This window comes from Ensifer oleiphilus (genome assembly GCF_013371465.1).
Classification (GTDB): domain Bacteria; phylum Pseudomonadota; class Alphaproteobacteria; order Rhizobiales; family Rhizobiaceae; genus Ensifer; species Ensifer oleiphilus.
The window spans coordinates 1-25,565 of sequence record NZ_JABWDU010000003.1 but is presented as its reverse complement, the minus strand read 5'-3'; the positions used below and the strand labels follow the sequence as shown (position 1 = coordinate 25,565).

The window sequence follows — 25,565 nt, the reverse complement described above, 5'->3', positions numbered from 1 at the left end:
ATGAGCGAGCGCATATTCATCCATACCGGCGACGCGGAACTTTACCTGCTTCTTAAGCACATCCTGACGCTCGAAGGCTTCTCGGCTGAAAACACCAGCCGTTTGAGCGAGTTGCTGAACCGTGTTGATCAAGCCCCACCGATGGCGGTCATCGTCGACTGCTCCGATCCCGACACGAATACACCCGCCTTCTTCGACCGCATCGCGGCCGTCATGCAGCCTGCGGTCAAGGTCGTGTCCCTCGTGAACACGGAGAACGCAGACCACGATCATCAGCCAGGACCGGCAGCCGTGGACTGCATCCTACACCGCCCGTTCAATCCGGAGCGGCTGCTTGCATTTCTGCGCGATTTGCGCGCCGATATGGCGGCGCAATCGGGCATGCAATCACCAACGATACTGCGCTACGCCGATATCGAAGTGAACCTCAGTCGGCTTCGCGTCGAGCGAGACGGCCACCCAGTTCTTCTGTCGGCACTCCAGTTTCGTCTGTTGCTGTGCCTGATCCGGGCTCCCGACGTTGTCCATACGCGCGATGACCTCATTGCCGCTGCCTGGCCGCCGGATGCGGAGGTTGAACCGCGCACCGTCGATATTCACATTGGACATATAAGGCGAGCAATGAAGCGGGCAGGGGTCGACGCCATTCGAACCGTTCGCTCCGTCGGGTACGCGCTTTACCTTCCATCGCACTGATTTGTGCCGGCTACATCAGCCTGCCGTCGAGGAAGTGAACAACGGGCCTACGTTCTGCAATGTGTGGTCATAATTGGCCTCGCAAGCGGTATCTCCATCAGGGCAGACTAAGCCTCGACCAAATGCCGCTTCCCACTTCGACATCTGTTCAGGTCCGCCATTTCGGCGTGCGCTGTGCGTTGTGTAGCAATTCGCGGGCAGTAGCGAAGTGTCCAAACAGATACCTGAGCCTCTTCTCCTCCTCGTAGCAGAGGCGGTGTCGTTTGCAGAATTCGCTCACTGACCAGACTTTCATTGCTGCCTCAGCAGCAAGCTTCTCGGATTCTATGCGCTCCATCTCAACCTCCCGACCCGTTACATTCGGCTATCCTAATAAAAACTCATGTAGCGGGAAATAAACTAAGACATAGCCATTTTGGGCCATGACAGAGCACCTGCTCTCGCGAGATCGTGAGAATGCGGCCGCTCTCCCGCTGCCTGCAGGATAAGCGGCCACCATTTTCTTATTGCGCCGGTGGTGTTGTCGACGGCTGCGTGGTTGACGGTTGGGTAGTGGACGGCTGCGTCGATGGCGCCGTTGTCGATGGCTCGGCAGTGGAGGGTGTTGTGGTCGACGGTGCGGTCGTCGTCGGCTCCGTAGTGGATGGAGTCGTTGTCGACGGCGCTGTTGAGGGTTCCGTCGTGGTTGCCGGCGGGGTTGCCGTTTCTGTCGCGGTGTCGTTCGTCCTTGGCATTAGGAACATCACCGCCAAGAGGATGATCACGGCAGCGACGACTATACCGATTACTGTATTCCGGTTCATGCAAACTCCTCCTGGATGTGGCTTTCACTTAGAAACTTGGAGCGCAGCCTAGGGTTTTCAATGTGGGAAACCATTGTGCGACAAGCTTGATGACCCCGCGCCACATGCACCTATCGCCCTCCTGACCAAGCGCAGTGCGTCGAGACAAAGATATCTGCGCAGGTCCGGACGGCTTGGTTTTGTTCGAAGCAGAGGCGAGGGCGGAGAGCCGAGGCTCGGCCACCGTTGTCTCAAGGATGCCAGAGGCCGTCTAGAGCCGCGTTCGCCCAATGGTGCGAAGGCAAAGTCTGCCGTCCGTTCACCTTGCTGTAAGCCAGCAACGCTCTGCCCGAGCTACGTCGTCCTGCGATCTCTTAGCTTTGAAAAGACCCCAAACCAGAATTTGTAGTCATCACTACGCGCCTCAGTCCAGGCATCCAGTGCGCAATAAGCGGCGGCTGTCGCGGCCTGCGGCCCATAAAGATCGATCGCGGCGGTGACCGCTTCCTCGGCTCTGAAATTCTTCCAGATGCCGTCCTTTCCGCCCGTATCGCTGATGCCGGACGGCTTAACGAGAATTTTGGACAAGCTCAATCTCCCTGCTGTCCGGCAGGTGATGTTGAAGTTGCCGGACGTTGGAACTCCGTATCCGTGAGCCACAGAACCCGTTTGGCGGTTCTTATCGTGTCGTCCCTGGCAACATCATTCGACACCGAACGCTTGTCCTCGTCGGCTGTCGATAGCGCCAAGATAGCGGTAAAACGCCGGGCTTTCCAGTCTTATGTTGTATCAATTATTGGAGGATTGTTGCGAATGATAAATACACGTTCAGAAAAACTGGGAAAATTGAGGGATTTAACGAGATTATAGATCTTTTAGAAAGTCATTTTGTGACATCAAAATATGAGGCGCTCGATGAAACGTCAGCGAGCAACAGTCATGGAGACAGCGCGATGAAACCTTTGATCCTTATCTGCCCGCGCAACGTCGACATCTACCTCCTGCTCACGCATATCCTCAACGTCGATGGCTTTCGAACCGTGCTGGCCAGTGAAGAAGAGGTCGTCGAGAAAGCGGCGGCGATGAAGCCTGATGTGATTATCCTGGATACGGGCACCGACGCAGCATCGACTTTAAGGACATGCGCGACGATCAGGTCGAACGAGGTCACCGCCGCAATCCCAACGATTGCCCTTGTTGCAGCCGGCGACGAGCGGCATTATCTGGATCTATTGAAGGCAGGCGTGGATGAAAACTTTGTCCGGCCCGTGTTGCCGATTAGGCTGTTGAATTATCTACATTCTCTTTCAATGCTCCCCGCACGGACGGCGCCGGCACAACCGCGGTCGGCGGACACATTGGAGTTCGGAGGGCTGAAAATTCACGTGGGGCGACGGCAGGTGAAATATGAAGGGCGTGAGCTCCAACTTGGTCCAATCGAGTTCAAGTTGTTGAGCCGTCTTCTCGAGGCCCCCGGCAACGTCTTCACCCGTCAACAATTGATCGAGGTTGCCTGGCCGCCAAACCTCTATGTTCAGTCGCGCACCGTCGATGTGCATATCGGCCACCTGCGTCGTTCGCTGCGACGCCTGACTGGCGGCAATCTCATTCGCACAGTCAGGGCGTCCGGCTACGCGGTGGAACTTAATTCGTCTACGGCGGATGTTGATCGTTGTAATACTGCAAAAACGGAAATAAGAGGTTTCTAATTCAGCAATCTACAAAGTAAGATTTAATTTTGAGCTTTTGTATTTCGCGTAATATTCAAGAATATTTATGCAATGCTTCGTTGAATAGGATCGTTACAACGGTCAGTCTCCGGTTAGTTCAAGTTCTGGAGGCACGAGATGTCGATAAACGCCAAGACCGGTCCGAACGGCGCAGGCAGCAACCTTCGCCGGAGCACCGATAGTCTCATCCGCCATTCGCGAAGCCACTTCGATGCTGCCCATTTCCATGGGCTCATGGCGCTCTATGCACGACCTTCAACTGGTCGCGCTGTCGTTCTGCCGCATGAAGGTGAGCGCCGTGTCGTCGATTTCGTGCGCTGCTCCTATCTGGGGCTCGACAATCATCCGAAGATTATCGATGGCGCAATCGAAGCGCTGGTCAAATACGGTGCCCTGCACTGGTCTTGTGCGCGGACGCGCCTCAACTTCGCGATCATCGGCGAACTTGAACTGGCCTTGTCCGAACTGTTCGATGCGCGCGTCATTGCGTTTAGCACGGTGCTGGCCGCAAACATGAGTGCCCTTCCCTTGATCGCTTCCGGTCACCTGACAGGTGGGGCCAAGCCCGTGATTGTTTTTGATCGTCTCGCCCATGCGACGCTAGCCTATCACAAGGGGACGCTCGCCGGCGAAACCAAGGTCGAAACGATCGAGCACAATGATATCGAGGCCCTCGAGACACTTTGTAAAAAACACCCGGCGGTGGCCTACATATGCGACGGTGTCTATTCCATGGGAGGTTGCGTCAAGCTCGAACAGCTGCGTCTGTTACAAGACCGCTACGGTTTGTTCCTCTATATCGATGACGCCCACGGCATATCCATCTTCGGTGACAACGGCGAAGGCTATGCCAGGTCGCAGATTGGCGGTTCTCTCGGTGACCGCACGATCATCGCAGCATCACTCGGCAAGGGGTTTGGCGCATCGGGCGGGTTGCTTATGCTCGGCAACGATCACCAGGAGCAGCTCTTTCGAAGGTTCGCGGTTGCCCATGCTTTTTCTGCATCCTTGAACGTAGCGGCGATCGGCGCTGCACTGGCATCCCAAGCATTGCATCGCACGCCGGAACTTCAAAATCTGCAACTTGAGCTGCAGTCACGGATTGCTCTTTTTGACTGCCTCGTCCCAACCGAGCAGCGAGGCTCGTCACTGCCGATACGGACAGTCGAGATCGGAGATGAGCTACGAGCAATCGCGGCGGCGCGAACTTTGCTGAATAGAGGTTTCTATACATCGGCAATTTTCTTCCCGACCGTCCGAAAGGGACGGGCAGGATTGCGCATATGTCCGACAGCGGGACACAGCGAGGGCGATATCACGGCAATCGGCGAAGCGATCGTTGCCGTTCTCGAAGAGTTTGAGCAAGCCGGGGTAGGAACGAATGCTGACTTCAAACGCTAAATTTACCTTGCCCACGACCGCGAGCGAGCTGTGCATTGAGGTTCCAGGTGCCGCCTATGTCGCCAGGCGCCTGGCAGAACGTCCAGCGCTTGGCCAATCGCTCCAGACGGACCACGGCGATTTCGTCAAGTTTGTCGCTGACGGCAAGATCACAATGTGGGCGCGCGGGCAGCACTTGTTTCTGCTTGTGGAGGCAAGGGACCTACTCTCCCGCATCGCGATCGAAGACGTTCTGGCCGTGGAGCTTAGTTCCATCCACCCGACGCTGCCGACCTTGCTCTTATGGCATGCCGCCAAGTTCGATCGCCTGAAGCGGCCACATGATCGTGGACAGGGCGTATGTCAGCTCCAGTGAGACCCATGTGTGGGTTCCTATTCCAGTGACGTTTCCAGCCCGCCTCCAATGAACCCAAAGGAGTGACCGACCATGACCAACACGAGTTTATGGCCGCTCAAGACGAACTGGCCTGCTTCAGTTTTGCAAAAAGCGCATCCGATATCTCGAATTCGCGGGCCTTGCCCCGTCCGAGCGCGTTCTTTGCCCAACTTTCCCTTAATAGGCCTCGGGCAACCAGTTGATCGATCGGTTCGGCCGCTCCGCCTCGCGTCAATCCAGTTTTCTCCGTGATGTTTGTCAGCGTCAGCGGGATGTTGGCCAGGTGCAACGTATAGAGCAGGCTCAGCATTCCCAACTGCTTAAGGCGAGCCTGCGGGGTCTCCCCTTCTGCCGGATTGTCCATGATCTCGCTCATTGCCAGCGAGGAAAACGTAATGTTCTGCCAGCGCGCGTCAAACGATGTTGGCATGGATTTAGTTGTCATTCTTGTCACACCCAAGCGATCTGGCAAATCGCTTCCCCAAGGTCTCTCTGGTTGCTTGGTGAGGTTCTCGCATGGTTTTCAGCATCTCAAAGATCGCCCTGTCCGGCTCGTTGTCGATTGCACTATATGCCGTGTGTGAGACGAAATCCTATGCGGATCATTGGGCATGTGAAGTCCTTCTTTGCCTGGCTAACCCGGGCGGCCCAACCGAGTTCGCGGAATGCCGGCCGCCAATCCACAAGCTTTGGGACCATTTGGCGAAGGGGCGGCCCTTTCCGGTGTGTGGCGGTATCGGTTTTCGAGCGTCCCGTCCGGGTTATGAACCCTATTACTGCGAAGCCGGGTATCGGCTGCGCCAGCGCAATGGGGATCGCGGCCGCGAGGCGACCTGCGTTTCGGTGCAGCCGGTCCCCACGGGCAACGACAATTGTAAAAGGCGGTCGCAGGACGGGCCACAGGTCGGTCAATGGCAATGGGCACAAGGGCAACGCGTCTGCGTAGCATACCGGCTGAAGCCGCCCCACCTGCGTCAACGCCCTCGTTTCGTCGATCTGAAGATTGATGGGGTGGCGCCCCAACGTGTCTGGTTTTGATCCGATGCCCGTCCTATTCGTCGAATTGGCTGAGGCCTGCGCACCCACGATCTCGAGCGAGATCCTGGCGGCTGTCGTCAGCATTGAAAGCGGACTGGCGCCGTTGGCGATCCGTGTCAACAGCGACTATCCGCTCAGTGCTCTCCCGCGCAACATGGGCGAAGCCGCCGATATTGTGGCCAGGCTCATCGCCGAGGGACAGAGTGTGGATCTCGGGCTCGGGGGCATTAGCCCCGATGACCTTGCCAGAATGGGAATGGGCATCGCCGATGGCTTTGACCCCTGCCAAAACCTAAAGGTCACCGCGCAACTTCTCACGCAATACAGGATCGCCGCGGCACGCGCAGGGTTCGACGGCGCGGCGCTCGATGCCGTCACGCTGCGCGCCTACTTCGGTCGAGGCGACCCAAAGATCGGTGAGATCGTCGGATATGACCGCCACGTCCAAAAAGAAAAGGAGCGGTTGAAACCGCGCCTGGCCGAGCTCGCACTGGGCGATCTGACTGGGCAGGCACTGTCACGACACCGCGCAATGGAGGGAGGCGGCATAGAGCCAATGCCGGATGAACACATGCCGGGCGACGAAGTCACAAAGGCAAACCAAGTTCAGCCGCTGTCCCCCGGCCGTCAAGGTGACTGGGATGTATTTGCTTCCAAAGCGGGCTCTTCTGTTCTCGCTTTCCCAAACAACAAAGGGAGTTTCGAATGACCTTGCGATCGCATCTAAAGTCTGTAGCGGCGTCAGCGCTGATCACGGGTGCGACCACCCTGGCGATGATGGAACCCGCCTTCGCCCAGGCCGCTGGTATTGAGAATGTGCTTCAGAACATTGTCGACATGTTGACCGGCAATATCGCACGTCTGCTGGCGGTCATCGCCATCATCGTCATCTGCATCTCCTGGATGTTCGGTTACATGGATCTGCGCAAGGCAGGATTCTGGATCATCGGTATCGGCGGCATCTTCGGCGCCACCGAATTGGTCAACACGATCGTCGGATGATGCTCATGTCGCGCGCTGCTGTTGAAGAAGACACGCTATTTCTTGCTTGCACGCGTCCCATCATGGTTGCCGGGGTCACGATGGAGGCGATGGCGATCAACGTCATGCTGACGACGATCCTGTTCATCGCCGCCGGTTCGATTGTCTATGCTCCGGTTGGTGTGGTTCTCCATCTCGCTTTCAAAGCGCTCGTCAAGCACGACCACAATATGTTTCGCGTCCTTGTTGCCTGCGTCGAAACGCGAGGCAGGGCGCGCAACGCAGGTCTGTGGGGAGGCTCGACTGTCACTCCCTTGCGCCTTGATCATGCCATGGCGGGGAGGATCTAAACCTTGGCTAGACTTTCAAAGTTCAAAGCCCGCGAGCTTCAACCGGAAACCTTCATTCCCTACGTCCGTCATGTCGATGAGACCGTGATTGGCCTGGATAGCCGCGCTTTGATGACGGTCATCGCGCTTGAAGGCATCGCCTTTGAAACAGCCGATCCTCTCGACATCAATGCGTTTCACCGCGATCTCAACACGCTCTATCGCAACATCGCCGACGAGCGGCTGGCGCTATGGACCCATATCATCCGCCGGCGCGACAACGACTATCCGCAGGGCAGCTATGTCAATGCCTTCTGCGACAGTCTCAACCGAAAATATCGCGACAGGATGGTTGGCGAGGATCTCTTCCGCAATGATCTCTATCTGACGCTGGTGTGGCATCCGGCCCGTCATCCCGCCCGCAAGATCGCTTCGCTGCTGAAGAGGCTAAAGACCGCACGCACCACTGGCTTTGAACTTGATCGCCAGGCCCTCAAACATCTTCTCGACGTGACGACCGACGTCGCATCCGGCCTGGCGCGGTTCGCGCCGCGCATTTTATCGCTCTATGAGCGCGACGGCATTGTCTTTTCCGAACCGAGTGAGGTGCTCCATCAGCTTGTCGGCGGCAGGCGGGAACCGATACCTCTGACACAAGGGCGCATTTCTTCTGCGATTTACTCCGACCGGGTCATCATCGGCAGGGAGACCGCCGAGATACGACATGAGGCCGCGAGCCGTTTTGCCGGCATGTTCGGGTTCAAGGAGTACCCGGCGCGTACCCGTACGGGCATGCTGAATGGCCTGCTGACGGCACCCTTCGAGCTCATCCTCACCCAGTCCTTCGTTTTTGTCAGCAAGGCCGATGCCAAGGTGATCATGGGGCGAAAGCAAAACCAGATGGTCAGCGCCGGCGACAGGGCAGGTTCACAACTGCACGAGCTTGTCGACGCCCTCGACGATCTGGAGTCAAACCGGTTCACCCTAGGCGAACATCATCTGACGCTCGCAGTCTTTGCGCCATCGGTGAAGGAGCTCAATGACAATCTGGCAAAGTCGCGCGCACACCTCACCAATGGAGGTGCCGTCGTTGCCCGTGAGGATCTCGGGCTTGAAGCGGCCTGGTGGGCGCAGCTTCCGGGCAATTTTCGCTATCGGGCCCGCTCGGGCGCAATCACGTCCAAAAATTTCGCCGCCCTTTCTCCGTTCCATTCCTATCCCCGAGGACAGGAGCACGGCAACGAATGGGGACCCGCCGTCGCTCTCTTGAAGACCGCATCCGGATCGCCGTTCTATTTCAACTTCCACCATGGCGATCTCGGCAATACTTTCGTCTGTGGACCCACAGGATCGGGCAAAACCGTCGTCGTCAACTTCATGCTCTCGCAGTTGCAGAAGCACGATCCGCATATTGTCTTCTTCGATAAGGACCGCGGCGCCGATCTGTTCGTGCGCGCCGCAGGCGGGACTTATCTCTCTCTGCAAAATGGTGCACCGACAGGATGCGCACCCCTTAAGGGCCTTGAGCTCACCCCGCAGAACAAGGTCTTCCTGTCCCAATGGATCGAAAAGCTGGTCGGCTCGAGGGCGCGTGAGCTTTCCGTCAGAGAACTCCGCGATATTGCTGGTGCCATCGACGGAATTGGCGACCTTTCGCGCGATGATCGAACCATTGGGGCACTGCGCGCTTTCCTCGACAACACCGATCCCGAGGGCATAGCGGCGCGCTTGCGACGCTGGGAAAAGGGAGGGCCGCTTGGCTGGGTGTTCGACAATGACACCGACGAGATAGGAATCGGCGCGAAGTTCCTCGGCTATGACATGACGCATTTCCTCGACAATGTGGAAATCCGCACGCCGCTCATGGCCTATCTTTTTTATCGGGTCGAGCAGTTGATCGATGGCCGTCGGATCATCATCGTCATCGACGAATTCTGGAAGGCGCTTGCCGACGAGGCGTTCCGCGATCTTGCAGAAAACAAGCTGAAGACGATCCGCAAGCAGAATGGATTGCTGCTGTTTGCCACGCAAAGCCCACGCGACGCTATCGGTTCACCGATTGCACATACGATCATCGAGCAATGCCCCACACAGCTCTTCATGCCGAATGCGCGTGGGAGTCATGCCGATTATGTCGATGGTTTCAAACTGACGGAACGCGAGTTCGAACTGATATCGCGTGCGCTCCCAACCGATGCCAGACGGTTTATCGTCAAGCAGGGCCACAACAGTGTTGTCGCCGAACTCAATCTCGCAGGGTTCGACGATGAGCTCGCCGTGTTGTCCGGGCGCACCGCCAATGTTGAGCTGGGGGACCGTATCCGTGCAGACGTGGGAGATGATCCCTCCGTCTGGTTGCCGATGTTCCAGCAAATGAGGAGTAAAAGCTCATGATCAGGAAGAAGATTGCGATCATCGCTGCAGCCGCAGCCCTCTATGCGACAGGGGCCTCAGGGCAGGGGATCCCAGTTGTCGACAACGCTGCAATCGCCAAACATATAGAGAGCATAGCCCAGTTGACCAAACAACTGGATACGATGAAGGCGCAGCTTGATCAGGCCCAGCAGCTTTACGGCTCCCTGAACAAACTGACCGATATGGCTGATATCGCTACCATCTTGAACGATCCGGCCATCCGCAACGCGCTACCGCGTGACTTCTCAACTGTCCAAGGGGTGCTTAAGGGCTCAGGCGCCGGCGCCTTTGGCGACGCCGCTACGAAATTCCTCGATGACAACAGCATCTACAAATCAAGCGCCAACGATTTCTATGCCTTAGAGCTTGCTCGGATGCAAAACCGCACCGCCGGTCAGATGAGCCTCGGGCAGCAGATCTATGACGCGGCAACCAAACGCATCAACGGCATCGACGCGTTGCGCAAACAGATTGCCGTGGCCGGCGACGCCAAGGATATAGCCGACCTTCAAGCCCGGCTGCTTGCCGAGACAGCCTTCCTCGAAACGGACACCCTGCGCATGCAGGCGCTGCAGATGATCCAGCAAGCGCAGGTTCAGGTTGATCTGCAACGCCAGGCCGAAGACTGGCGCAAGCGCATGGACGCAATGGGGGCCGCACTCAAATGACAACGTCGATATCGACCCTTTTGCTGTTATCCGCCGCCTGCTGGCACGGTGAGGTTCTCACTGTTTTGAACCGCGTGGCCGAAGCGGCCGGCGGCAAGGCTCGGCTCGAGCGAATGAAAAAGGTGGTGGGGGGCTAAGGCGGATGTACCAGGTCTTTGCTTTCCTAGACAACCAGTTCAAGGCCCCACTTGAGAGTTTCATTTCTTCCGGAACATCCAATATCAGCACGTGGGTGGCGGGGCCGTTGACGGCGGCTCTCGTGCTTTATGTCGTCCTCTATGGCTATCTGGTTCTTAAGGGGGCCATCGAAGCGCCAGTGCTGGAGTTTGCCTACCGCGCGATCAAGCTCGGCATCCTGGTGATGCTCGTGCGCAATGCGCCCGACTATCGGGTGTTTGTCACTGATCTTTTCTTCACCAGTCTGCCGCAGGAAATCTCAGGCGCGCTCAACACCGGCACTGTGCCGAGTGCTTCGACATTTGATGCGCTGCTCGACAAGGGGCAGACGTCGGCCAACCAGATCTGGAACAGAAGCTCTTGGCCGCTCGACATCGCCACCGCGTTCGGTGGTCTCCTGATGGTCGTCATCACATTCGTCGTCGCAGCAATCGGCTATGTTGTTTCCCTTTATGCCCGTGTCGCACTGGCAATCATTCTGGCACTCGGTCCCATTTTCATCGCTCTGGCGATGTTTCAAAGCACGCGGCGCTTCACTGAAGCCTGGATCAGCCAGCTGGTCAATTTCGTTATCCTGCAGATCCTGGTCGTTGCGGTCGGCTCGCTGTTGATCACGACGCTCGAGACGTCGTTTAGCACCGTCGAAGCCTATCAGGACGTTTTGATGCGGCCGATAGCGATCGGAGCCATTGGGATCGCAAGTCTCTATGTCTTTTATCAGCTCCCCGGGATCGCTGCATCCCTTGCTGCCGGTGGTGCGTCGCTCACCTACGGCTACTCCGCGGCACGCGACGCTCATGAGAGTAATCTCACCTTAGGCGCGGCGGCCGTTCAGCGCACCGCGCGACGCGGTGTGCGCGCCGCTGTCCGCCGTTTGTCGGCACATGACACGTCGTAATCCTGCCAAAGCCTGTCCACCAAGGTGCCTCAACGGTGCTGCGCCCTCTTTTTCGGATGAACAAGGGATACCGGTCGATATGCCGCGAACTGTCTCCTGCCTCCTATTGTTGGCCCTGGTCAGCGGATGCAACACGATGACTTCTCATGCACCAAAATGCGACGGATACGCCAAACGCCCGCTCAACCGTTCAATGTGGCAATGGGAGGCCGGCAAGCAGCTTGGCTCAAAACCGCTCGGCTACTTCCGTGAGGAGCGCGTTCCCGGTGCCTTTGAGGCGTTTGACGAACGCGCGTCTTATCGCAAATGCGCCAAGGCGCTGGCGAGCCAATGATCACCCCGGATGGATTGAAGGCCTATTTCGAAAGGGCCCGCCGCTTCGATCAGGATCGCTTGATAAGCGTTGAACGTTCGGCGCGAATTGCCTGGCTGATTGCGATTGTTGCAAGCTTCGCTGCCAGCGCCGCCGTCTTTGCCGTCGCCGCGCTCGCACCATTGAAGACGGCCGTGCCGTTCGTCGTGCGCGTGGACAACTCGACGGGGATAGTTGACGTGGTGTCTGCCTTGACCTCGCAGGCTGGAAGCTACGACGAAGCGGTGACCAAGTATTTTGCTGCGCGCTACGTCAGGGCGCGCGAAGGCTACGTTTGGTCGCAGGCCAAGGAGAATTTCGAGACCGTCTCTCTTCTGTCGTCGCAAGCCGAGCAAATGCGCTTTGCCACTCTTTACCGCGGCAGCAACCCCCATTCACCGCAAAATGTTCACGGGCGCGGTTCGACGGTGAACGTGACGATCAAATCGATTTCGCTGATCAACGCCAACGTCGTGTCGGTGCGCTTTCTCAGCACCATCACCCGTGCAGACGATGTGCGCAAAACCCATTGGGTGGCCACGATCACCTACTCTTATGTCAACGCCCCGGTCTCCTCCAGCGACCGGCTGGTTAACCCACTTGGCTTCGTCGTTAGCGACTATCGGGCAGATCCGGAGGCGATCAATTGAGGACAAATTCAGTGTCAGTGTTGGCCTTCGTCGCCGTCGCCGCGGTGTTTCACCCGGCCTTGGCCCTCGATATTCCGCGCGGCGCCGGGCAGGACAACCGTGTTCGTTTCGTCAATTACCAGCCCTACGACATCACCCGCATCGTCGGCACGCTGCGCTCTTCGGTTCAGGTGGAGTTTGCGCCCAATGAGGAGATCGCGCATGTGGCGCTCGGCAACTCGGTAGCCTGGGAGGTGGCGCCGGCCGGCAATATCCTGTTTCTAAAACCCCGCGAGAACCAGCCGGTCACCAACATTTCCATAGTGACGACAAGACGAGATGGCTCAAAGCGCAGTTACCAGATGGAACTGACGGTGCGCGACGGCTCCGTTGCTGCCGGGCAAGACACTTATTTCTATGTGAAGTACCGCTATCCCACTGACGAGGCGGAACGCCGGCGCCTGGAAGCGCAGGCCCGTGGCCAAGCGGAGAAAGCCGGTGCTGCAAATGACGCATTGGCGCTCCATGAGCACTATGGCCCGCGCAATTGGCAATATTCGGCGCAAGGATCTGGCAGGATCGAACCGCAGGCCGTTTACGACAATGGCAAGCTTACGACCTTTGTCTTCGGCGACAATAGAGAGATCCCGGCAATCTACCTTGAGAACTCTGACGGAACCGAAAGTCTCGTCCCGAAATCCGTCACCGGTGGTCTCGTGCTCGTTCATGCAGTCAGCCGCAAGTTCATCCTGCGTCGTGGACGAGATGTGATCTGCGTCTTCAACGAAGCCCATGACTTTGGCGCAGGCAACCTCGGTACGCATACGACATCCCCATCGGTGGAGAGGATCGTCAAGGCATCAAATGAGGTCGCCACTCAAAGAGACGCACAATGACAGACGAGGTTCCAACGACGATACCCGGCGAACGCGGACACACCCAGCTTCCCAAAGGGTTCGACAGCAACCCGGCACTCAGACGCGGCGCCGTTGTCGCAGCTATGCTTGCCTTCATAGGTTTTGGGCTGTGGTCAATGCGTTCGCAGCCCCTTGATCCGAATTCCAATCGTGAGGAGCGGGTTGTCATCCGGCAAACCACGGCCTTCGAGCCGGCAAAAGAAGTCCCGAAGACGGTCGAACTATTGCCCGAAGTCAAATTGCCAACGCCTGTAGTCGCCGAACCGCCCGCAGAAGCCGAAAAGGACGAACTCCTGGACTCTGCCCGGCGAGCGCCAGTCATGGCTTTCAGCGCAGGCCAAGGGATCGATCACCGTTCCGAATACACGCAATCACCGTCGGATCAGGCTTCGAGCTATCTGCCTCTCAACGGTTCGCTAGGTGGGGAGGTGGGCGAAAACGATGATCAGCGCTTCGACCGCATGCTGAAACCGACACGGCTCGAAGGTTCGCGCGCCGGACATCTCGGCAACAGAAACTATATCGTGGCGATGGGGACTTCGATCCCTTGCGTGCTCGAAACAGCGCTGTCTTCCGACCAGCCGGGCTTTGCGAGTTGTATCATCAATCGCGATTTGTTCTCGGATAATGGCCGTGTGGTGCTCATGGAGAAGGGTACGCAGGTTGTCGGCGAATACCGCGGCGGACTGCGGCGCGGCCAGAAGCGGCTCTTCGTCCTCTGGAGCCGAGCGAAAACCCCAACCGGTGTCATCATTGCGCTTGCTTCACCGGCAACCGATGCGCTCGGTCGCGCCGGTTTTGACGGTCATGTCGACAGCCATTGGTGGGAGCGCTTCGGCAGTGCTTTGCTCCTGTCGATCGTTGGTGATGTGGCGAGCTTTGCCGGAAGGCAGTTGCAGGACCAGAACGTCGACGCGGAGAGTACGACGGGCGCTGGAAGGCAAGCAGCAGCGATCGCCGTCGAACAATCGATTAATATTGCCCCGACGCTAAGCAAGCATCAGGGCGAGCTCGTGTCGATTTTCGTGGCGCGTGATCTAGACTTTTCCGGGATCTACGATCTGCGTGTGACCGAGCCTCGCAATCGTGTTCTCGAACGTGCGGGTTTCGGGGGCTTGCGCATGCACGACCGCGTGATAGCGAAATGAGGGTGCGCGCGTGATGGGGTCGCCTGACGCATCGGTCGTGCGCCAGCTTCTGTCGCCGATCGCCTGGCTGTTGCAAAACCCTGCACTCTATGAAGTCGTCATCAATCGGCCCGGCGAAGTTCTGGCCGAAGGTCCCGATGGCTGGTCACGCTATGACGTTGCGGAATTGACCTTCGACAGATTGATGCGCCTAGCGCGAACCGTTGCCAGCCACTCCCATCAGGCGATCGACGAGGCGAGGCCAATCCTTTCGGCAATCCTTCCCAACGACGCGCGCGTGCAGGTCGTTATCCCGCCGGCCACGGCAAAAGGCACGGTCAGCATCACCATTCGCAAGCCCTCGTCAGTGTCGAAGTCGATAAGCGACCTCGATGCATCCGGGCTTTTTGCCGTCACCGCTGCGGCGGATGATCGAGCGAACCCGCAGCACAGAAAGTTGACGGAGCTTTACGAGACGGGGAGCTATGCGACCTTCCTAAGGCATGCGGTGCTCGCCCGGAAGAACATCATAATTTCCGGGGCGACCGGATCGGGAAAAACCACACTCTCGAAGGCGCTGATCCAGCACATCCCGATGAACGAACGTATCATTACGATCGAAGATACGGCCGAGCTGGTCATCCCACAACCAAACCACGTTCGGCTGTTCTATTCGAAAGGGGAGCAGGGCCTTGCTAAGATCGGCCCCAAGGAACTGCTCGAATCGAGCCTGCGGATGCGTCCCGATCGTGTCCTGCTGCAGGAACTGCGCGACGGCACGGCTTTCTATTACATTCGCAATATCAACTCTGGCCATCCTGGTTCCATCACCACAGTGCACGCTCACTCGCCAGCCCTCGCGTTTGAACAGCTGACCCTTCTCGTTAAGGAATCGGACGGCGGGCAGGATCTTGCACGCGATGATATTCGCGACCTGTTGAAGATGTTGGTCGATGTCGTCGTTCAGTGCAAACGGGTCGAGGGGAAGTTCCGGGTGACAGAAATATGGTCAAGTGGCTCAGCACAGCGCCCTCTGCCGTAGTGAGCCCGTACGGGTACTCTCGACCATCTCTTTATATCCTTCATGATGACAGTTGGCTGCAAAGTTCTGCCGTGCGGTGAATCGGGTCAACCGTGGTCGATTGATTGGCGGGCCGCGGCGGCAACCTTCGCCTCTGGCATTGTTTGACAACAACCCGGTATTGCAAGATCGTTGGGTTTGCTGTGAATTCAAGCAGTCCCTTGGCGCAGCGTCTCGGTGTGACGATGTCCGCACTATTGATCAGCGATCCCGTCGAGCGGTGCCCTCGAGCCCCTTTTGAAGCCAAGCGTAGCCTGAACCAATTTGGGAGGATAACGTGAGCGATCATGTCTACAAGAAGGTGGAACTTATCGGCAGTTCGACAGTCTCGGTGAGCGAGGCGATTGAGACTGCGATTATGCGGGCCTCGAAAACCATGAGAAATCTCGAATGGTTCGAGGTGGATCAGATCCGGGGACAGATCAAGGATGGAGCGGTGGCGCACTATCAGGTGGTCGTGAAGGTCGGATTTCGGATCGACGATTGACGTGCTGGGTCGTTTGTCTGTGCCGACGCAGAAAGCTGTCTGGGCTTGTCGATCGGCTGTTCCCGCAGACCACGGCTAGCGTTTGCATCATGCCGGCGAGCAATACCTCTCTGTCAAGCTGGAACGCCCTCGAGATGGCGTAATCTTTGGCGGCTCGCGGAGTTCGCGGATCCTGTCAGTCCGTTCCTCGGCGGTCTTGGCCAATGCCTAGCCGCAGGGAGGCCTCGCAGCCTTGCGCCGAATTCCGGGCGAGTGCGCTGCTCTTGATTGCCGGCCCATACCATCCTCGCTGCCGGTTTCTGGACACCGGGATGGCGCGCGTTGGCCATGTGTCTTCCCGATCGTTCGCGTCGGAAACCATTCCCGTTTTCGATGTCGCCTTTCTAAGGGACCGGCCGCGTCCCGCGTCAACCCGCAAGGGGTTTCCCTCCGCTTCGCTGCGGTGACACTTGCGGCTCTGCCCCTTCTTCGGGCGCCATCGGGAATGGTTCCCGAGCAACCGAAGGAGACAGCATCATGGCAACCACGATCGCAACCCTCACCGAAAAGGCCGACGGCACCCTCGAAGGTCTCTTCGCCACCATCAAGGTCAACGCCCCAATCGCTCTCATCCCGAATGCCCAAAAGGCAAGCGAAGGCGCCCCTGACTATCGCATCATCCACCGCCGCACTGGCTTCGAGATCGGGGCCGGCTGGTACCGGAACTCGCAGCGCACCGGCGAAGAATACCTCTCGGTCAAGCTTGAAGCCCCTGAGATCGGCGTGATCTTCGGCAATGTCGCACCTGCACCTGGCGGCGAGACGAACCGCAAGGTCATCCTCTGGAATGATCCAGCCTGAGCGTCGCACGCCGGCCCCGCGGTGATCGCGGGGCCGCTCCGTCCAACCCATCGTCCTGGAGATTACCAATGCGCCTCATTACCGATGAAATCAGCACGTCCCTCATCACGAACGGTCAGCTCTTTCAACGCAATCCAGACTTCGATCCACTTCCGGTCGTCAAGCTGTTTACGCCCGATGCCGCAGCCACCTGGTTGATCGCCGCGGCCGACCCGGAGGACCCGGATCTGCTCTTTGGGCTCTGCGACCTTGGCGTCGGGTTCCCCGAACTCGGTTCCGTACTTCTCTCGGAGATCCAATCGGTTCGCGGCCGCCTTGGTCTGCGCGTCGAACGGGACCTCACCTTTAAAGCGGACCGGACAATTTCTGCCTATGCCAAAGCCGCGACTGCAGCCAGGCGGATTGTCGCCTAGCTGAGTAAATAGCCAGCAGGGGATCGTAGCTGTCAGGCTACGGTCCCAGTTTCTTTGTCATCATCGGCGAGATGCTACAACGAGAAGCTACAATCGCGTCACGTCAGAAGGCAACGCAGCCAGTTGTCGGCACATATTGGGTGGCATATCCAACCCACCCTGTCTGCTCAGAAACGTCAGCCTGCCATGAGTAGCTGGAACGCTTCAAGGCCGCACGGCCCCTCCAATTTTGCCGCAAACGACAAAATCGGTTCCTCCGCGCGCCGGCTCCGCCGGTCGCGTGCCGCGAGCCTTGACCCCTTCCTGCCCCTCACGACCGACGGCGTCATCTTTCACAAATCAAAGGAGATTACGATGACGATCGAACAGCACATCGACGAACTGCGCGCCGAACTGAAAAATTGCCTCGATGCCGAGGAGCGCCATCAGATCGAAGCCGAACTGGAAACGGCACAACAGGAACTCCTGCGTCTCAGCGCCGATGACCCGCCTCCGGAATAGACGTCGTTCAAGTCGCCACTGCCTTGACGAACCGATTGGGTTCGACCGCCGCATTCATGTCCCTTCTCCGGAAATAGATCGCCCGTCCGCAACGCAAAGGCCTATGGCCCTGGACAATGATGATCTGCTCGTCCTTGCGCATCGACTGGATGATTTCGTGCGGCATAATCAGTGGCCTGCGCTGAAGGCTGACACTTTCTGAACGCCTTGACGCTTTGTCGGAACTGCTCCCACCGATGTTGCGGGACCGCCCCTCGACTTCAACCGTCATTTCACCGCATTGAGCCGAAACATTGCGGGCCGTGTCGAGCGCCTTGATTGCCGCATAGGACGCAAAGGCGCATCCATCGATCCAGGAGGTCGCGCCGTCACGGCCAAAATGCTTTTCCAGCTGGCCCACCGATTGATACATCAGCATGAGCGTTATGCCGTATTTCCGGCCGTAGTCACGGGCATCCTCGAGCACACGCATGTAGCCGAGCAGATCGACCTCGTCGAGCATGAAGAGTGCGCGGCGATCGAAGGCCCCGTCGGCCTGGATCATGGCATTGATCAGGGACCCGACGATGACACGGGCGATGCCCGGATAGCTGCGCAGGATCGACGCGGGAATGTTCAGGAAGACGTCGATTCCGCCTTTGACGAAATCGACCGATTTGAACGCTGTTCCGCAGACGAGTGCTGCATAGTCGTCAAGCGACAGCCATTGTGTATCCTTCGATGCGGTGGAATAGACGCCACTGAACGTTTGTTCCGTCATATTGGTAAAGACGCCGAGCGTCTCGCGGACAAAGGCCGATTGCGATGTTTCCTGAATGTCGCGCAACATTGCCAGAACTGATGGTTCGGGCTCGGAAACGATTTGGCGCAGGCTGCGAAGATCGCGACGGCCGGCGTAATCAGCAGACAGCATGACGTGCGCCAGCAAACCCGTCAGAAGGTTGTGCGCTTGGTTCTGGAAATATGAACCTGTCGACGTTTCGATCCGCGCGCTTTCCGACAAAAGCATGTGAGCAACGGCGACGATATCCTCTTCTTTGGATCTCGAGGTTTCGATCCAGTCGAGAACGTTGAAGCCCCAGGCAGGATTGGATGGTCCAAGTACCACACAGTGTCGATTGAGCTTTGATCGGCGGTGGGCAACCACCATCGGCGCTACTTCGGTCGAGGGGTCGAGGCAAATCAGAGGCCCAGTATAACGCAACGCTGTCGGAACAACGTTGCTCGTGGTTTTGTAACCGCCGGAGCCAGCGAAAAACAGCATATGAGTGGAATCGAAATCCTGCCGAAATGTGAGCAGCGGCCCCTTGCCCCCTTTGCCCCACGTTGAACGGTCGTCAGGCCGAAAGGGGATGCTGCGGATTGTGTCGAGGTCGACCCGATAGCGCTCGCCAATGACGATCTCGCCATCTGGCGGAAACCGAGCAGCAGCGGCAGACATCGACAGCCAATCAGCGTCACCGAAGGTGCCCCGCCGGGCGCGCTTGACCGATCCGCCGACGACTATGGATAAACGGGCCGAGATTGCCACGATGGCAAAGCCGCCGGCTGCGCCTGCGACGGCATAGAGATCGAGGTATGACAGGGCCGTTGGCCAGGTGATCATTCCGGACTGAACGAATGGGGACAGGCGGGCGTATTCCCGCACCGCGTACAGTACGCCAATGCAAAGAAACGTAGTGACGCTGACGAGCGCGATCGGTCTGCGCCGATGCAGAGGCAAGACAGCAACAGCAATGAGTCCTGAAATCGGCCCAAAGAAGAGGTTCGCGATCGGCGACGCACGCATAAACCAATTGGCATATCCGGGCGCAACGATCGTTGCCACGGTCGTCCACTTGTATGTTGTGATAAACAGTGTCCCGATGCTCACCGCAATCGGCACGAGTGCCAACAGGTTTATTGGGCTGAACCGCCGCTTCGTCGCCATCCCGCCCGCCCCCTTTCTTACAGCTTTATTCGTGCGCGGGCCTCCGCCCGAAAAGCCTGGGTGCCGAGAGCTGATAGCCGGTCATGCTCAACCGTACCGACGGGAATCTGGCTCGCCTGAATGAGTGCGCCGAGCAGGAACGCCCGATCGGCATTCTTTAGGCCTGCCTTGACGATCAATCCGCCAAGGATGGTCTTCTCGTGGATTTCGCGCTTGTGCCCTTGCGTCATCCTGCTTTGCCGCTTTCGTTCGAGAAATACGATCCGTTGATTGAGCCGTTTAAGCGGTCGGACCATCAGCCCGCCGGTGCCGCTCGCGAAATCGCGAAACGATCTCTGCCAAGATGGCGTCGAGTTCGCCGTCCGGGATGTCGAGTTCAGCCAGGCCGGCTTTCTGCGCCAACCGGGCGAAGCGCTCATTCGCTTTTATCAGCAGGTTCTTGCGTTTCGCCCGCAGTGTTTCAATCTGCGCGTCGATTTCAGAGATGGTTGTTTTTGCACGCACGTCTCGTCCTTCCTTTTTTACCATGAACCTCGATTATACTGATATAAATATCATAGTCAAATTTTCGATGATGAGGTAGGAATATCGGAACTCTGGATCGACAAGCCCGAAATTTTGGCGGAATGGCGCAATATACGTCGCAGTGGCGACTTGCTTAGAAGAGGATTTCTCCTGATTTGGCTATCATGTTTATGAGGGTACAAGTGATCAGCCGGGGCGCCGGGCGCAGCATCGTCTCTGCAGCTGCCTATCGTCATCGCACCAAGATGATGGACGAACAAATCGGTAAGGAGTTTCGCTACCATGGTGGGCGTGCGGAGATGGTGCATGAAGAGCTTGCTTTGCCCGATGCGACACCCTCATGGCTGAGGGCCGCAATAGATGGGCGCACGGTCGCCAGTGCGAGTAAAGTGCTCTGGAACGCGGTCGACCGTTATGAGACGCGCTGCGATGCGCAGCTTGCCCGCGAAATCATTCTAGCGCTTCCGGTGGAATTAGGTCGCGAGCAGAACATAGAACTTGTGCGCGACTTCGTGCGGGAGAACCTCACGTCGCGAGGAATGGTCGCCGATTGGGTTTACCACGACAAGGACGGCAACCCGCATATTCATATCATGGCAACGCTGCGCGCTTTGGCGGAGGAGGGATTCGGGCCGAAGAAAGTCGCGATCATCGGTGAAGACGGCCAACCGGTACGCGTCAGAACGCCTGAGCGACCTGAGGGAAAAATCGTTTATCGGCTATGGGCAGGCGACAAGGAGGTGCTGAAGAAATGGAAGGTCGCCTGGGCGGAAACCGCAAGCCGCCATCTGGCGCTTGCCGGCCATGATTTCCACCTCGATGGTCGTTCTTACGATGAACAAGGACTTCGCGGTCTGGAGCAGCGGCATTTTGGTCCGAGTCGTGCTGCGCTGGTTCGCAAAGGCTTCGAAACTCACTTTTCACCGGCGGCATTGGCCAAGCGCTATGAGATTGCCGACCGGATCACGGATGATCCCGCTCTGTTGCTGAAGCAACTCGCCAATGAGCGATCGACCTTCAACGAGTGGGACATCGCCCGCGCAATTCATCGCTATATCGACGATCCGATTGTCTTTGCCAACGTGCGCGCCAGACTTATGTCATCGGACGATCTCGTTTTACTGCAGCCACAGCGGCTAAATGGCGAAACCAGCAAAGTCGAGCAGCCGGCAGTATTTACTACGCGCGGTCTAGTGAAAACCGAGTATGAAATGGCACGCTTGGCAACTACGTTGTCGAAGATGACCGGCTTTGGTGTCTCAAGCACCAGCGTTGATGCCGCCGTTGCATCACCAGAAAGCGCTGCCGCGGGTGTTCGGCTCGACGCAGAGCAAATCGAGGCCGTCCGTCATATTACCGCAGACGGCGCCATCGCCGCGGTCGTAGGTGTTGCCGGTGCCGGTAAATCGACATTGTTGAGTGCTGCCCGCACTGTCTGGGAAACAGAAGGGCGGTGTGTGGTCGGTGCGGCCCTCGCCGGCAAGGCTGCTGAAGGGTTGGAGGAAAGCTCGGGCATTCGGGCGCGCACAATCGCCTCCTGGGAGCATTCTTGGCAGCGAGGAAACGACCTTCTCGAAAAAGGAGATGTCCTAATCGTTGACGAGGCCGGAATGGTGTCGTCACAACAGATGGCGCGTCTGTTGAAGCATATCGAGGAAGCGGGCGCAAAGGCGGTACTCGTTGGTGATCCTATGCAACTTCAGCCGATTCAGGCGGGCGCGGCTTTCCGAGCGATTGTCGAGCGCATCAGCTCTGTGGAACTGGCTGGTGTTCGACGGCAGAGTGAGGAATGGGCGCGTGCTGCCTCCATGCAATTTGCCCGTGGTGGTGTGAAAGAGGCGCTTACCGCTTATGGCGATCGCGGACATATCGTTAGCGCCGAGACTCGTCAGGCTGCCATCGAGCGAATTGTCGTAGACTGGACAACTGCACACCGCGAATTGGTAGCGAAAGCGGCAGCCGAAGGTCGACAGCTTCGTGGCAACGAATTGGCTGTGCTCGCGCATACCAATGACGACGTAAAGGTGCTGAACCGTTCTATTCGCGAAGTGCTTTCGACTGATGGATTGTTGTCGGACGGCAGGCCGTTCTTGACCGAGCGCGGTATGCGAGAGTTCGCGGTTGGCGACCGTATCATCTTCCTTGAGAATGCCCGGTTCGTTGAGCCACATGCCGCGAACCTCGGTGTTCAACACGTGAAGAACGGCATGCTCGGGACCGTTCGTCCGACGGCAGCCGGTAGGGAATCGGCGACGCTCACCGTTCGGCTCGACAGTGGACGCGATGTCATTTTTGCCGAGAGTGCCTATCGAAATGTCGATTACGGCTACGCCGCGACCATCCATAAAAGCCAAGGTTCGACTTTTGATCGCGCCTTCGTGCTGGCCACTGGCATGATGGACCAGCATCTGACGTATGTCGCGATGACCCGCCACCGTTGTCGCGCAGATCTGTATGCCGCGTCGGAGGATTTCCAGCGGAGACAGGGATGCGAAAGACAGTCGCGTGCCGATTACACCTACGGCGTTACCGGCGAACTCGTCGAGACAGGTGTTGCAAAGTTTCGCGCACGCGAGGGTGTCGGTCCAAGTCCTTATGCTGATCTGCGTCTGGCAGATGGAGAGACGCATCGCCTGTGGGGCGTCAGTCTACCGAAGGCACTAGAGGATGGCGGAGTGAAAGTCGGCGACGCCGTAAGACTTCGGAGGGACGGGACAGAAAAGGTCACGATCAAGGTTGCGGTCATCGGTGAGGAACCTGCCAGAACCCGCGTCGAAAAGCGTGTGGTCGAGCGCAACGTCTGGACGGCGGGATTGATTGAGAGGGCCGGGGATCGACAACGTCGGATTGCCAGGGAGAACCGCTTGCCGGCCCTGTTTCCTGAACTGGTTGAACGACTCTCGCGTTCTGGCGGAAAAACAACCACGCTGGATTATGTGACTGAAGATGCATATCGTTCACTTGCAGAAGACTTCGCGCAGCGCCGCGGAATTGAGGCAATTTCGCGCTCGGACCTGGTGAAGACAGCCATAAGTGCGCTGAGTTGGGTCTCAGATCAGCGCCGTCGTGTTGTCCGGCTCTGGCAACGAGCCAACGTCGCAATTGAGCTTGCGCCTGACCATTCCGAACGCATTAGATCAAGGTGCGGTGCAGCCGAGAGGCAACCTTTTGAGATAGAGGCGGATGGTGATAGAGAATTGCTCTCAGCAACGATTTCGTTCTCGCGCCCACTCGTGGAGGATGCACGTCTCGCCAATCTCGCATCCCCGGCTTGGGCGGAGCGGGAAGCGATCATCATGCCTCTACTCAAGCGGATTTACCGTGATCCGGCGGTCGCGCTTGCGCGATTGAATGCGCAAACCTCAAATGCTGTCGGGGATCCGCAGCTGATCGCAGATGGGCTTATTCGCTCGCCGAAAGAACTTGGGAACCTGCGTGGTGGCCAGAACCTTGTCGACGGCCAGGCTGCCCGGAAGGAGCGGGTTGCAGCACAATCAGTTTTGTCAGAGCTCGCGCTTTTGGCACGAGCCCATGCGGCGGAGTTTCGCAGACAAGAAGCGCGCTTTCTAAACGGCGAGCGAATGCGCAGAGCGTGTATGGGTTTTGCTATTCCGCCGCTCTCCAAAAACGCGAGAGCGCGGCTGCTAGAGGTCGAAGCAGCCGGGGAGCGTGGGGCATATGAAGCCTATCGGTCCGCGTTCCGGATTGCCACTGAGGATCGCTCAATCGTCCACGAGGTCAAGGCCATCGATGAGGCCCTTACCCGTCGGTTCGGATGGCTTGCGTTTTCCGACAAGGCCGATGACTTCGCTAAGCGCAACACGACGATGCGCATGCCGGAAAACATGTCCGAGGAGAGGAGGGCTGAACTGACAGTTTTGTTTGAGGTCGTTAGACGGTTTGCAGCAGAGCTGCGTATAGTCGAGAAACGCGAGCCCGGTCAACTCATTGTGCCGGCAGCATCTGCTCCACAGTCTCCCGTCGCGCGCTTGCCAATGTTGCCCGCTGTAACCGAATTCAAGAACTGCGTTGAGGACGAGGCGCGGTTGAGGGCCGTGAGAGCCGAACATTACAGACAGGAGAAGGCGATATTCGGCCGAGACGCGGTTCGGATCTGGCGTGATCCGAGTGCTGCGGTTACGACGATCGAAGGCATTCTAACGATGAAAGTTGATCCCGAACGCATTGTCCGTGCCGTTGTCACTGATCCCGCCGCCTATGGCACATTGCGTGGCTCTAGCAGGATGTTGGATGGGTTCTTGGCAGCCGGACGAGAACGTCGGGTAGCTTTGCAGGCTGTCAAGACCGCTGCCGCCAGCATTCGTGCCATGGGACGCTCTTATGCCGCCGCATATGAGGCTGAGTTGTTGGCAGTGAGCACTGAACGAACCCGCTTGTCCGTCGCTATTCCAGGATTGACGAAGGAAGCTGAGAGAGAACTCCGACGCTTGACTAAACACACGGCGAAGAACGCAACCCACCTAGCGCGGAGGGTTCGGGCGCTTAGTCCGGAGATCCGTGCGGAGTTCCAAGCCGTCAGTAAGGCACTTAATGCACGTTTCGGACCGGGAGCACTCGCCCACAGCGAGAGAGGTGCGAGTAAACTGGTCCCGAAATCGCAAAGAGCGGCATTTCATGCGATGCGCCATCGTTTACATAGCCTTCAGCGGGCCACTAGCGCCTATCAAGCAGAGGAGGCAAGCGTCGTCCGGCAGCGCCGTGCGATCGAACACCGCGCGCCCGCGATAGGTTGAGGAAGTATGTAACCGGCAGCGCCGTGCGATCGAACACCGCGCGCCCGCGATAGGTTGAGGAAGTATGTAAATTGTCTGTAGGACGAATTCGACGTCGAGTTGCAATCCAAAACCCGGAATGGCTGGCGCAATCTAAGCTGAGCGAAAAGGCGTAGCCGAGGCTTATTGCCGCCCAGCGCGGCAGGAGCCATGTCAAGCTCGCGACAAGAATGCCGGCGACCATTTCAGCATTGCGGTCTGACATCTTGTCGAGGGGCGTGGCAGCAGGGCGGAGATCATTGAACGCCGCAAGATCAAACGTAGTTGCGCTCTGGGTTAGGCCGCATTCCGCTCGGACCAGCACGGCAAATTGACGATGACCATCAACCCTACCGTCGAGACGGCGAGGCGTACGGCGAAAGTTCAGCACACTTCTTGCAGGATCGCGACATTCTTGCAGCCTCGGCATGCGAAATCTTGCTCCGACTAAGGTCTGAGAACAGTGGAGACCAAAGTATTCCGGTCCGACTGTCCTTTAG

Annotated in this window: 27 protein-coding genes; 21 read left to right on the top strand and 6 right to left on the bottom strand. The window is 57.9% G+C overall.

Features of this window, described 5'->3' with window-relative positions:
* Positions 1-696: a winged helix-turn-helix transcriptional regulator gene (locus tag HT585_RS12865; RefSeq protein ID WP_176353322.1), complete on the top strand. Its 696-nt coding sequence runs from the start codon at positions 1-3 to the stop codon at positions 694-696.
* Positions 697-1,095: 399 nt separating this feature from the next.
* Here HT585_RS12865 and HT585_RS12860 read toward each other — a convergent pair whose 3' ends face one another.
* Positions 1,096-1,503: a hypothetical protein gene (locus HT585_RS12860; RefSeq protein WP_176353321.1), complete on the bottom strand. Its 408-nt coding sequence runs from the start codon at positions 1,501-1,503 to the stop codon at positions 1,096-1,098.
* Between the two features lie 329 nt (positions 1,504-1,832).
* Positions 1,833-2,066 carry a hypothetical protein gene (locus tag HT585_RS12855; RefSeq protein ID WP_210270411.1) on the bottom strand — a complete coding sequence of 78 codons (234 nt, stop codon included), beginning with the start codon at positions 2,064-2,066 and terminating at the stop codon, positions 1,833-1,835.
* Between the two features lie 365 nt (positions 2,067-2,431).
* Between HT585_RS12855 and HT585_RS12850 the strand changes: the two genes are divergently transcribed.
* From HT585_RS12850 to HT585_RS12840, 3 genes are all read left to right on the top strand, one after another.
* On the top strand, positions 2,432-3,187 hold the full coding sequence (locus tag HT585_RS12850; RefSeq protein WP_176353320.1) for a response regulator transcription factor: 756 nt from the start codon (positions 2,432-2,434) through the stop codon (positions 3,185-3,187).
* A gap of 138 nt (positions 3,188-3,325) precedes the next feature.
* The gene (locus tag HT585_RS12845) at positions 3,326-4,609 is read left to right on the top strand and encodes an 8-amino-7-oxononanoate synthase family protein (protein WP_176353319.1); all 1,284 of its coding nucleotides are present in this window, start codon (positions 3,326-3,328) and stop codon (positions 4,607-4,609) included.
* Positions 4,590-4,964 (top strand): hypothetical protein, encoded by a 375-nt coding sequence (locus HT585_RS12840; protein ID WP_176353318.1) that lies wholly within the window; start codon positions 4,590-4,592, stop codon positions 4,962-4,964. Before HT585_RS12845 ends, HT585_RS12840 begins: the two co-directional genes overlap by 20 nt.
* Positions 4,965-5,061: 97 nt before the next feature.
* Here the strand turns inward: HT585_RS12840 and HT585_RS12835 are convergent, their stop codons facing one another.
* The gene (locus HT585_RS12835) at positions 5,062-5,430 is read right to left on the bottom strand and encodes a helix-turn-helix domain-containing protein (protein ID WP_343213972.1); all 369 of its coding nucleotides are present in this window, start codon (positions 5,428-5,430) and stop codon (positions 5,062-5,064) included.
* Between the two features lie 71 nt (positions 5,431-5,501).
* Between HT585_RS12835 and HT585_RS12830 the strand changes: the two genes are divergently transcribed.
* The 16 genes from HT585_RS12830 to HT585_RS12755 all read left to right on the top strand — a co-directional run bounded on the left by HT585_RS12830 (position 5,502) and on the right by HT585_RS12755 (position 17,838).
* Entirely contained in the window at positions 5,502-6,023 is a 522-nt protein-coding gene (locus HT585_RS12830) for a hypothetical protein (protein WP_176353317.1), read from the top strand.
* A complete protein-coding gene (locus tag HT585_RS12825) occupies positions 6,010-6,732 on the top strand; it encodes a lysozyme family protein (RefSeq protein ID WP_176353316.1) in 723 nt (240 codons plus the stop codon). Before HT585_RS12830 ends, HT585_RS12825 begins: the two co-directional genes overlap by 14 nt.
* Entirely contained in the window at positions 6,729-7,025 is a 297-nt protein-coding gene (locus HT585_RS12820; protein ID WP_176353315.1) for a TrbC/VirB2 family protein, read from the top strand. The genes HT585_RS12825 and HT585_RS12820 overlap by 4 nt, the downstream gene beginning before the upstream one ends.
* Positions 7,025-7,354 carry a VirB3 family type IV secretion system protein gene (locus tag HT585_RS12815; RefSeq protein ID WP_176354142.1) on the top strand — a complete coding sequence of 110 codons (330 nt, stop codon included), beginning with the start codon at positions 7,025-7,027 and terminating at the stop codon, positions 7,352-7,354. Before HT585_RS12820 ends, HT585_RS12815 begins: the two co-directional genes overlap by 1 nt.
* Before the next feature lie 3 nt (positions 7,355-7,357).
* Positions 7,358-9,727 carry a VirB4 family type IV secretion/conjugal transfer ATPase gene (locus HT585_RS12810; protein WP_176353314.1) on the top strand — a complete coding sequence of 790 codons (2,370 nt, stop codon included), beginning with the start codon at positions 7,358-7,360 and terminating at the stop codon, positions 9,725-9,727.
* The gene (virB5, locus tag HT585_RS12805; RefSeq protein ID WP_176353313.1) at positions 9,724-10,416 is read left to right on the top strand and encodes a P-type DNA transfer protein VirB5; all 693 of its coding nucleotides are present in this window, start codon (positions 9,724-9,726) and stop codon (positions 10,414-10,416) included. Before HT585_RS12810 ends, virB5 begins: the two co-directional genes overlap by 4 nt.
* A 142-nt stretch (positions 10,417-10,558) precedes the next feature.
* Positions 10,559-11,491: a TrbL/VirB6 family protein gene (locus HT585_RS12800; protein ID WP_176353312.1), complete on the top strand. Its 933-nt coding sequence runs from the start codon at positions 10,559-10,561 to the stop codon at positions 11,489-11,491.
* A 79-nt stretch (positions 11,492-11,570) separates the two neighbouring features.
* The gene (locus HT585_RS12795; protein WP_176353311.1) at positions 11,571-11,825 is read left to right on the top strand and encodes a hypothetical protein; all 255 of its coding nucleotides are present in this window, start codon (positions 11,571-11,573) and stop codon (positions 11,823-11,825) included.
* Positions 11,822-12,493: a VirB8 family type IV secretion system protein gene (locus HT585_RS12790; protein WP_176353310.1), complete on the top strand. Its 672-nt coding sequence runs from the start codon at positions 11,822-11,824 to the stop codon at positions 12,491-12,493. Before HT585_RS12795 ends, HT585_RS12790 begins: the two co-directional genes overlap by 4 nt.
* Positions 12,494-12,504: 11 nt before the next feature.
* Positions 12,505-13,368: a P-type conjugative transfer protein VirB9 gene (gene virB9 / locus HT585_RS12785; RefSeq protein ID WP_176353309.1), complete on the top strand. Its 864-nt coding sequence runs from the start codon at positions 12,505-12,507 to the stop codon at positions 13,366-13,368.
* Entirely contained in the window at positions 13,365-14,537 is a 1,173-nt protein-coding gene (gene virB10 / locus HT585_RS12780; protein ID WP_176353308.1) for a type IV secretion system protein VirB10, read from the top strand. The genes virB9 and virB10 overlap by 4 nt, the downstream gene beginning before the upstream one ends.
* Positions 14,538-14,550: 13 nt before the next feature.
* Positions 14,551-15,558: a P-type DNA transfer ATPase VirB11 gene (virB11, locus tag HT585_RS12775; protein WP_176353307.1), complete on the top strand. Its 1,008-nt coding sequence runs from the start codon at positions 14,551-14,553 to the stop codon at positions 15,556-15,558.
* 316 nt (positions 15,559-15,874) lie between these two features.
* Positions 15,875-16,084, top strand: coding sequence for a dodecin (locus HT585_RS12770; protein ID WP_176353306.1), 210 nt, complete (start codon positions 15,875-15,877; stop codon positions 16,082-16,084).
* A gap of 516 nt (positions 16,085-16,600) precedes the next feature.
* The gene (locus HT585_RS12765; protein ID WP_176353305.1) at positions 16,601-16,924 is read left to right on the top strand and encodes a DUF736 domain-containing protein; all 324 of its coding nucleotides are present in this window, start codon (positions 16,601-16,603) and stop codon (positions 16,922-16,924) included.
* Positions 16,925-16,992: 68 nt separating this feature from the next.
* A complete protein-coding gene (locus HT585_RS12760) occupies positions 16,993-17,337 on the top strand; it encodes a DUF2958 domain-containing protein (protein WP_176353304.1) in 345 nt (114 codons plus the stop codon).
* Between the two features lie 354 nt (positions 17,338-17,691).
* Positions 17,692-17,838, top strand: coding sequence for a hypothetical protein (locus tag HT585_RS12755; protein WP_176353303.1), 147 nt, complete (start codon positions 17,692-17,694; stop codon positions 17,836-17,838).
* 7 nt (positions 17,839-17,845) lie between these two features.
* On the opposite strand, the gene traG is transcribed toward HT585_RS12755, so the two are convergent.
* The 3 genes from traG to HT585_RS12740 are packed head-to-tail and all read right to left on the bottom strand — an operon-like array spanning position 17,846 to position 20,272.
* The gene (traG, locus tag HT585_RS12750) at positions 17,846-19,768 is read right to left on the bottom strand and encodes a Ti-type conjugative transfer system protein TraG (protein ID WP_176353302.1); all 1,923 of its coding nucleotides are present in this window, start codon (positions 19,766-19,768) and stop codon (positions 17,846-17,848) included.
* Positions 19,769-19,785: 17 nt separating this feature from the next.
* A complete protein-coding gene (locus HT585_RS12745; RefSeq protein ID WP_077499001.1) occupies positions 19,786-19,998 on the bottom strand; it encodes a conjugal transfer protein TraD in 213 nt (70 codons plus the stop codon).
* 49 nt (positions 19,999-20,047) lie between these two features.
* Complete coding sequence (locus HT585_RS12740; protein WP_176353301.1) at positions 20,048-20,272, bottom strand: TraC family protein; 225 nt, start codon at positions 20,270-20,272, stop codon at positions 20,048-20,050.
* 176 nt (positions 20,273-20,448) lie between these two features.
* Here HT585_RS12740 and traA point away from each other — a divergent pair, with 176 nt between their 5' ends.
* Complete coding sequence (gene traA, locus HT585_RS12735) at positions 20,449-25,047, top strand: Ti-type conjugative transfer relaxase TraA (RefSeq protein WP_176353300.1); 4,599 nt, start codon at positions 20,449-20,451, stop codon at positions 25,045-25,047.
* Positions 25,048-25,565: the final 518 nt, after the last annotated feature.

What these genes read in the sequence shown, in the direction of transcription:
- HT585_RS12865 (WP_176353322.1), top strand. Translation starts at nt 1, where the DNA reads ATGAGCGAGCGCATATTCATCCATACCGGCGACGCGGAACTTTACCTG.
- HT585_RS12850 (WP_176353320.1), top strand. Translation starts at nt 2,432, where the DNA reads ATGAAACCTTTGATCCTTATCTGCCCGCGCAACGTCGACATCTACCTC.
- HT585_RS12845 (WP_176353319.1), top strand. Translation starts at nt 3,326, where the DNA reads ATGTCGATAAACGCCAAGACCGGTCCGAACGGCGCAGGCAGCAACCTT.
- HT585_RS12840 (WP_176353318.1), top strand. Translation starts at nt 4,590, where the DNA reads ATGCTGACTTCAAACGCTAAATTTACCTTGCCCACGACCGCGAGCGAG.
- HT585_RS12835 (WP_343213972.1), bottom strand. Translation starts at nt 5,430, where the DNA reads ATGACAACTAAATCCATGCCAACATCGTTTGACGCGCGCTGGCAGAAC.
- HT585_RS12830 (WP_176353317.1), top strand. Translation starts at nt 5,502, where the DNA reads ATGGTTTTCAGCATCTCAAAGATCGCCCTGTCCGGCTCGTTGTCGATT.
- HT585_RS12820 (WP_176353315.1), top strand. Translation starts at nt 6,729, where the DNA reads ATGACCTTGCGATCGCATCTAAAGTCTGTAGCGGCGTCAGCGCTGATC.
- HT585_RS12815 (WP_176354142.1), top strand. Translation starts at nt 7,025, where the DNA reads ATGCTCATGTCGCGCGCTGCTGTTGAAGAAGACACGCTATTTCTTGCT.
- virB5 (WP_176353313.1), top strand. Translation starts at nt 9,724, where the DNA reads ATGATCAGGAAGAAGATTGCGATCATCGCTGCAGCCGCAGCCCTCTAT.
- HT585_RS12800 (WP_176353312.1), top strand. Translation starts at nt 10,559, where the DNA reads ATGTACCAGGTCTTTGCTTTCCTAGACAACCAGTTCAAGGCCCCACTT.
- HT585_RS12795 (WP_176353311.1), top strand. Translation starts at nt 11,571, where the DNA reads ATGCCGCGAACTGTCTCCTGCCTCCTATTGTTGGCCCTGGTCAGCGGA.
- HT585_RS12790 (WP_176353310.1), top strand. Translation starts at nt 11,822, where the DNA reads ATGATCACCCCGGATGGATTGAAGGCCTATTTCGAAAGGGCCCGCCGC.
- virB10 (WP_176353308.1), top strand. Translation starts at nt 13,365, where the DNA reads ATGACAGACGAGGTTCCAACGACGATACCCGGCGAACGCGGACACACC.
- virB11 (WP_176353307.1), top strand. Translation starts at nt 14,551, where the DNA reads ATGGGGTCGCCTGACGCATCGGTCGTGCGCCAGCTTCTGTCGCCGATC.
- HT585_RS12765 (WP_176353305.1), top strand. Translation starts at nt 16,601, where the DNA reads ATGGCAACCACGATCGCAACCCTCACCGAAAAGGCCGACGGCACCCTC.
- HT585_RS12760 (WP_176353304.1), top strand. Translation starts at nt 16,993, where the DNA reads ATGCGCCTCATTACCGATGAAATCAGCACGTCCCTCATCACGAACGGT.
- HT585_RS12755 (WP_176353303.1), top strand. Translation starts at nt 17,692, where the DNA reads ATGACGATCGAACAGCACATCGACGAACTGCGCGCCGAACTGAAAAAT.
- traG (WP_176353302.1), bottom strand. Translation starts at nt 19,768, where the DNA reads ATGGCGACGAAGCGGCGGTTCAGCCCAATAAACCTGTTGGCACTCGTG.
- HT585_RS12745 (WP_077499001.1), bottom strand. Translation starts at nt 19,998, where the DNA reads ATGACGCAAGGGCACAAGCGCGAAATCCACGAGAAGACCATCCTTGGC.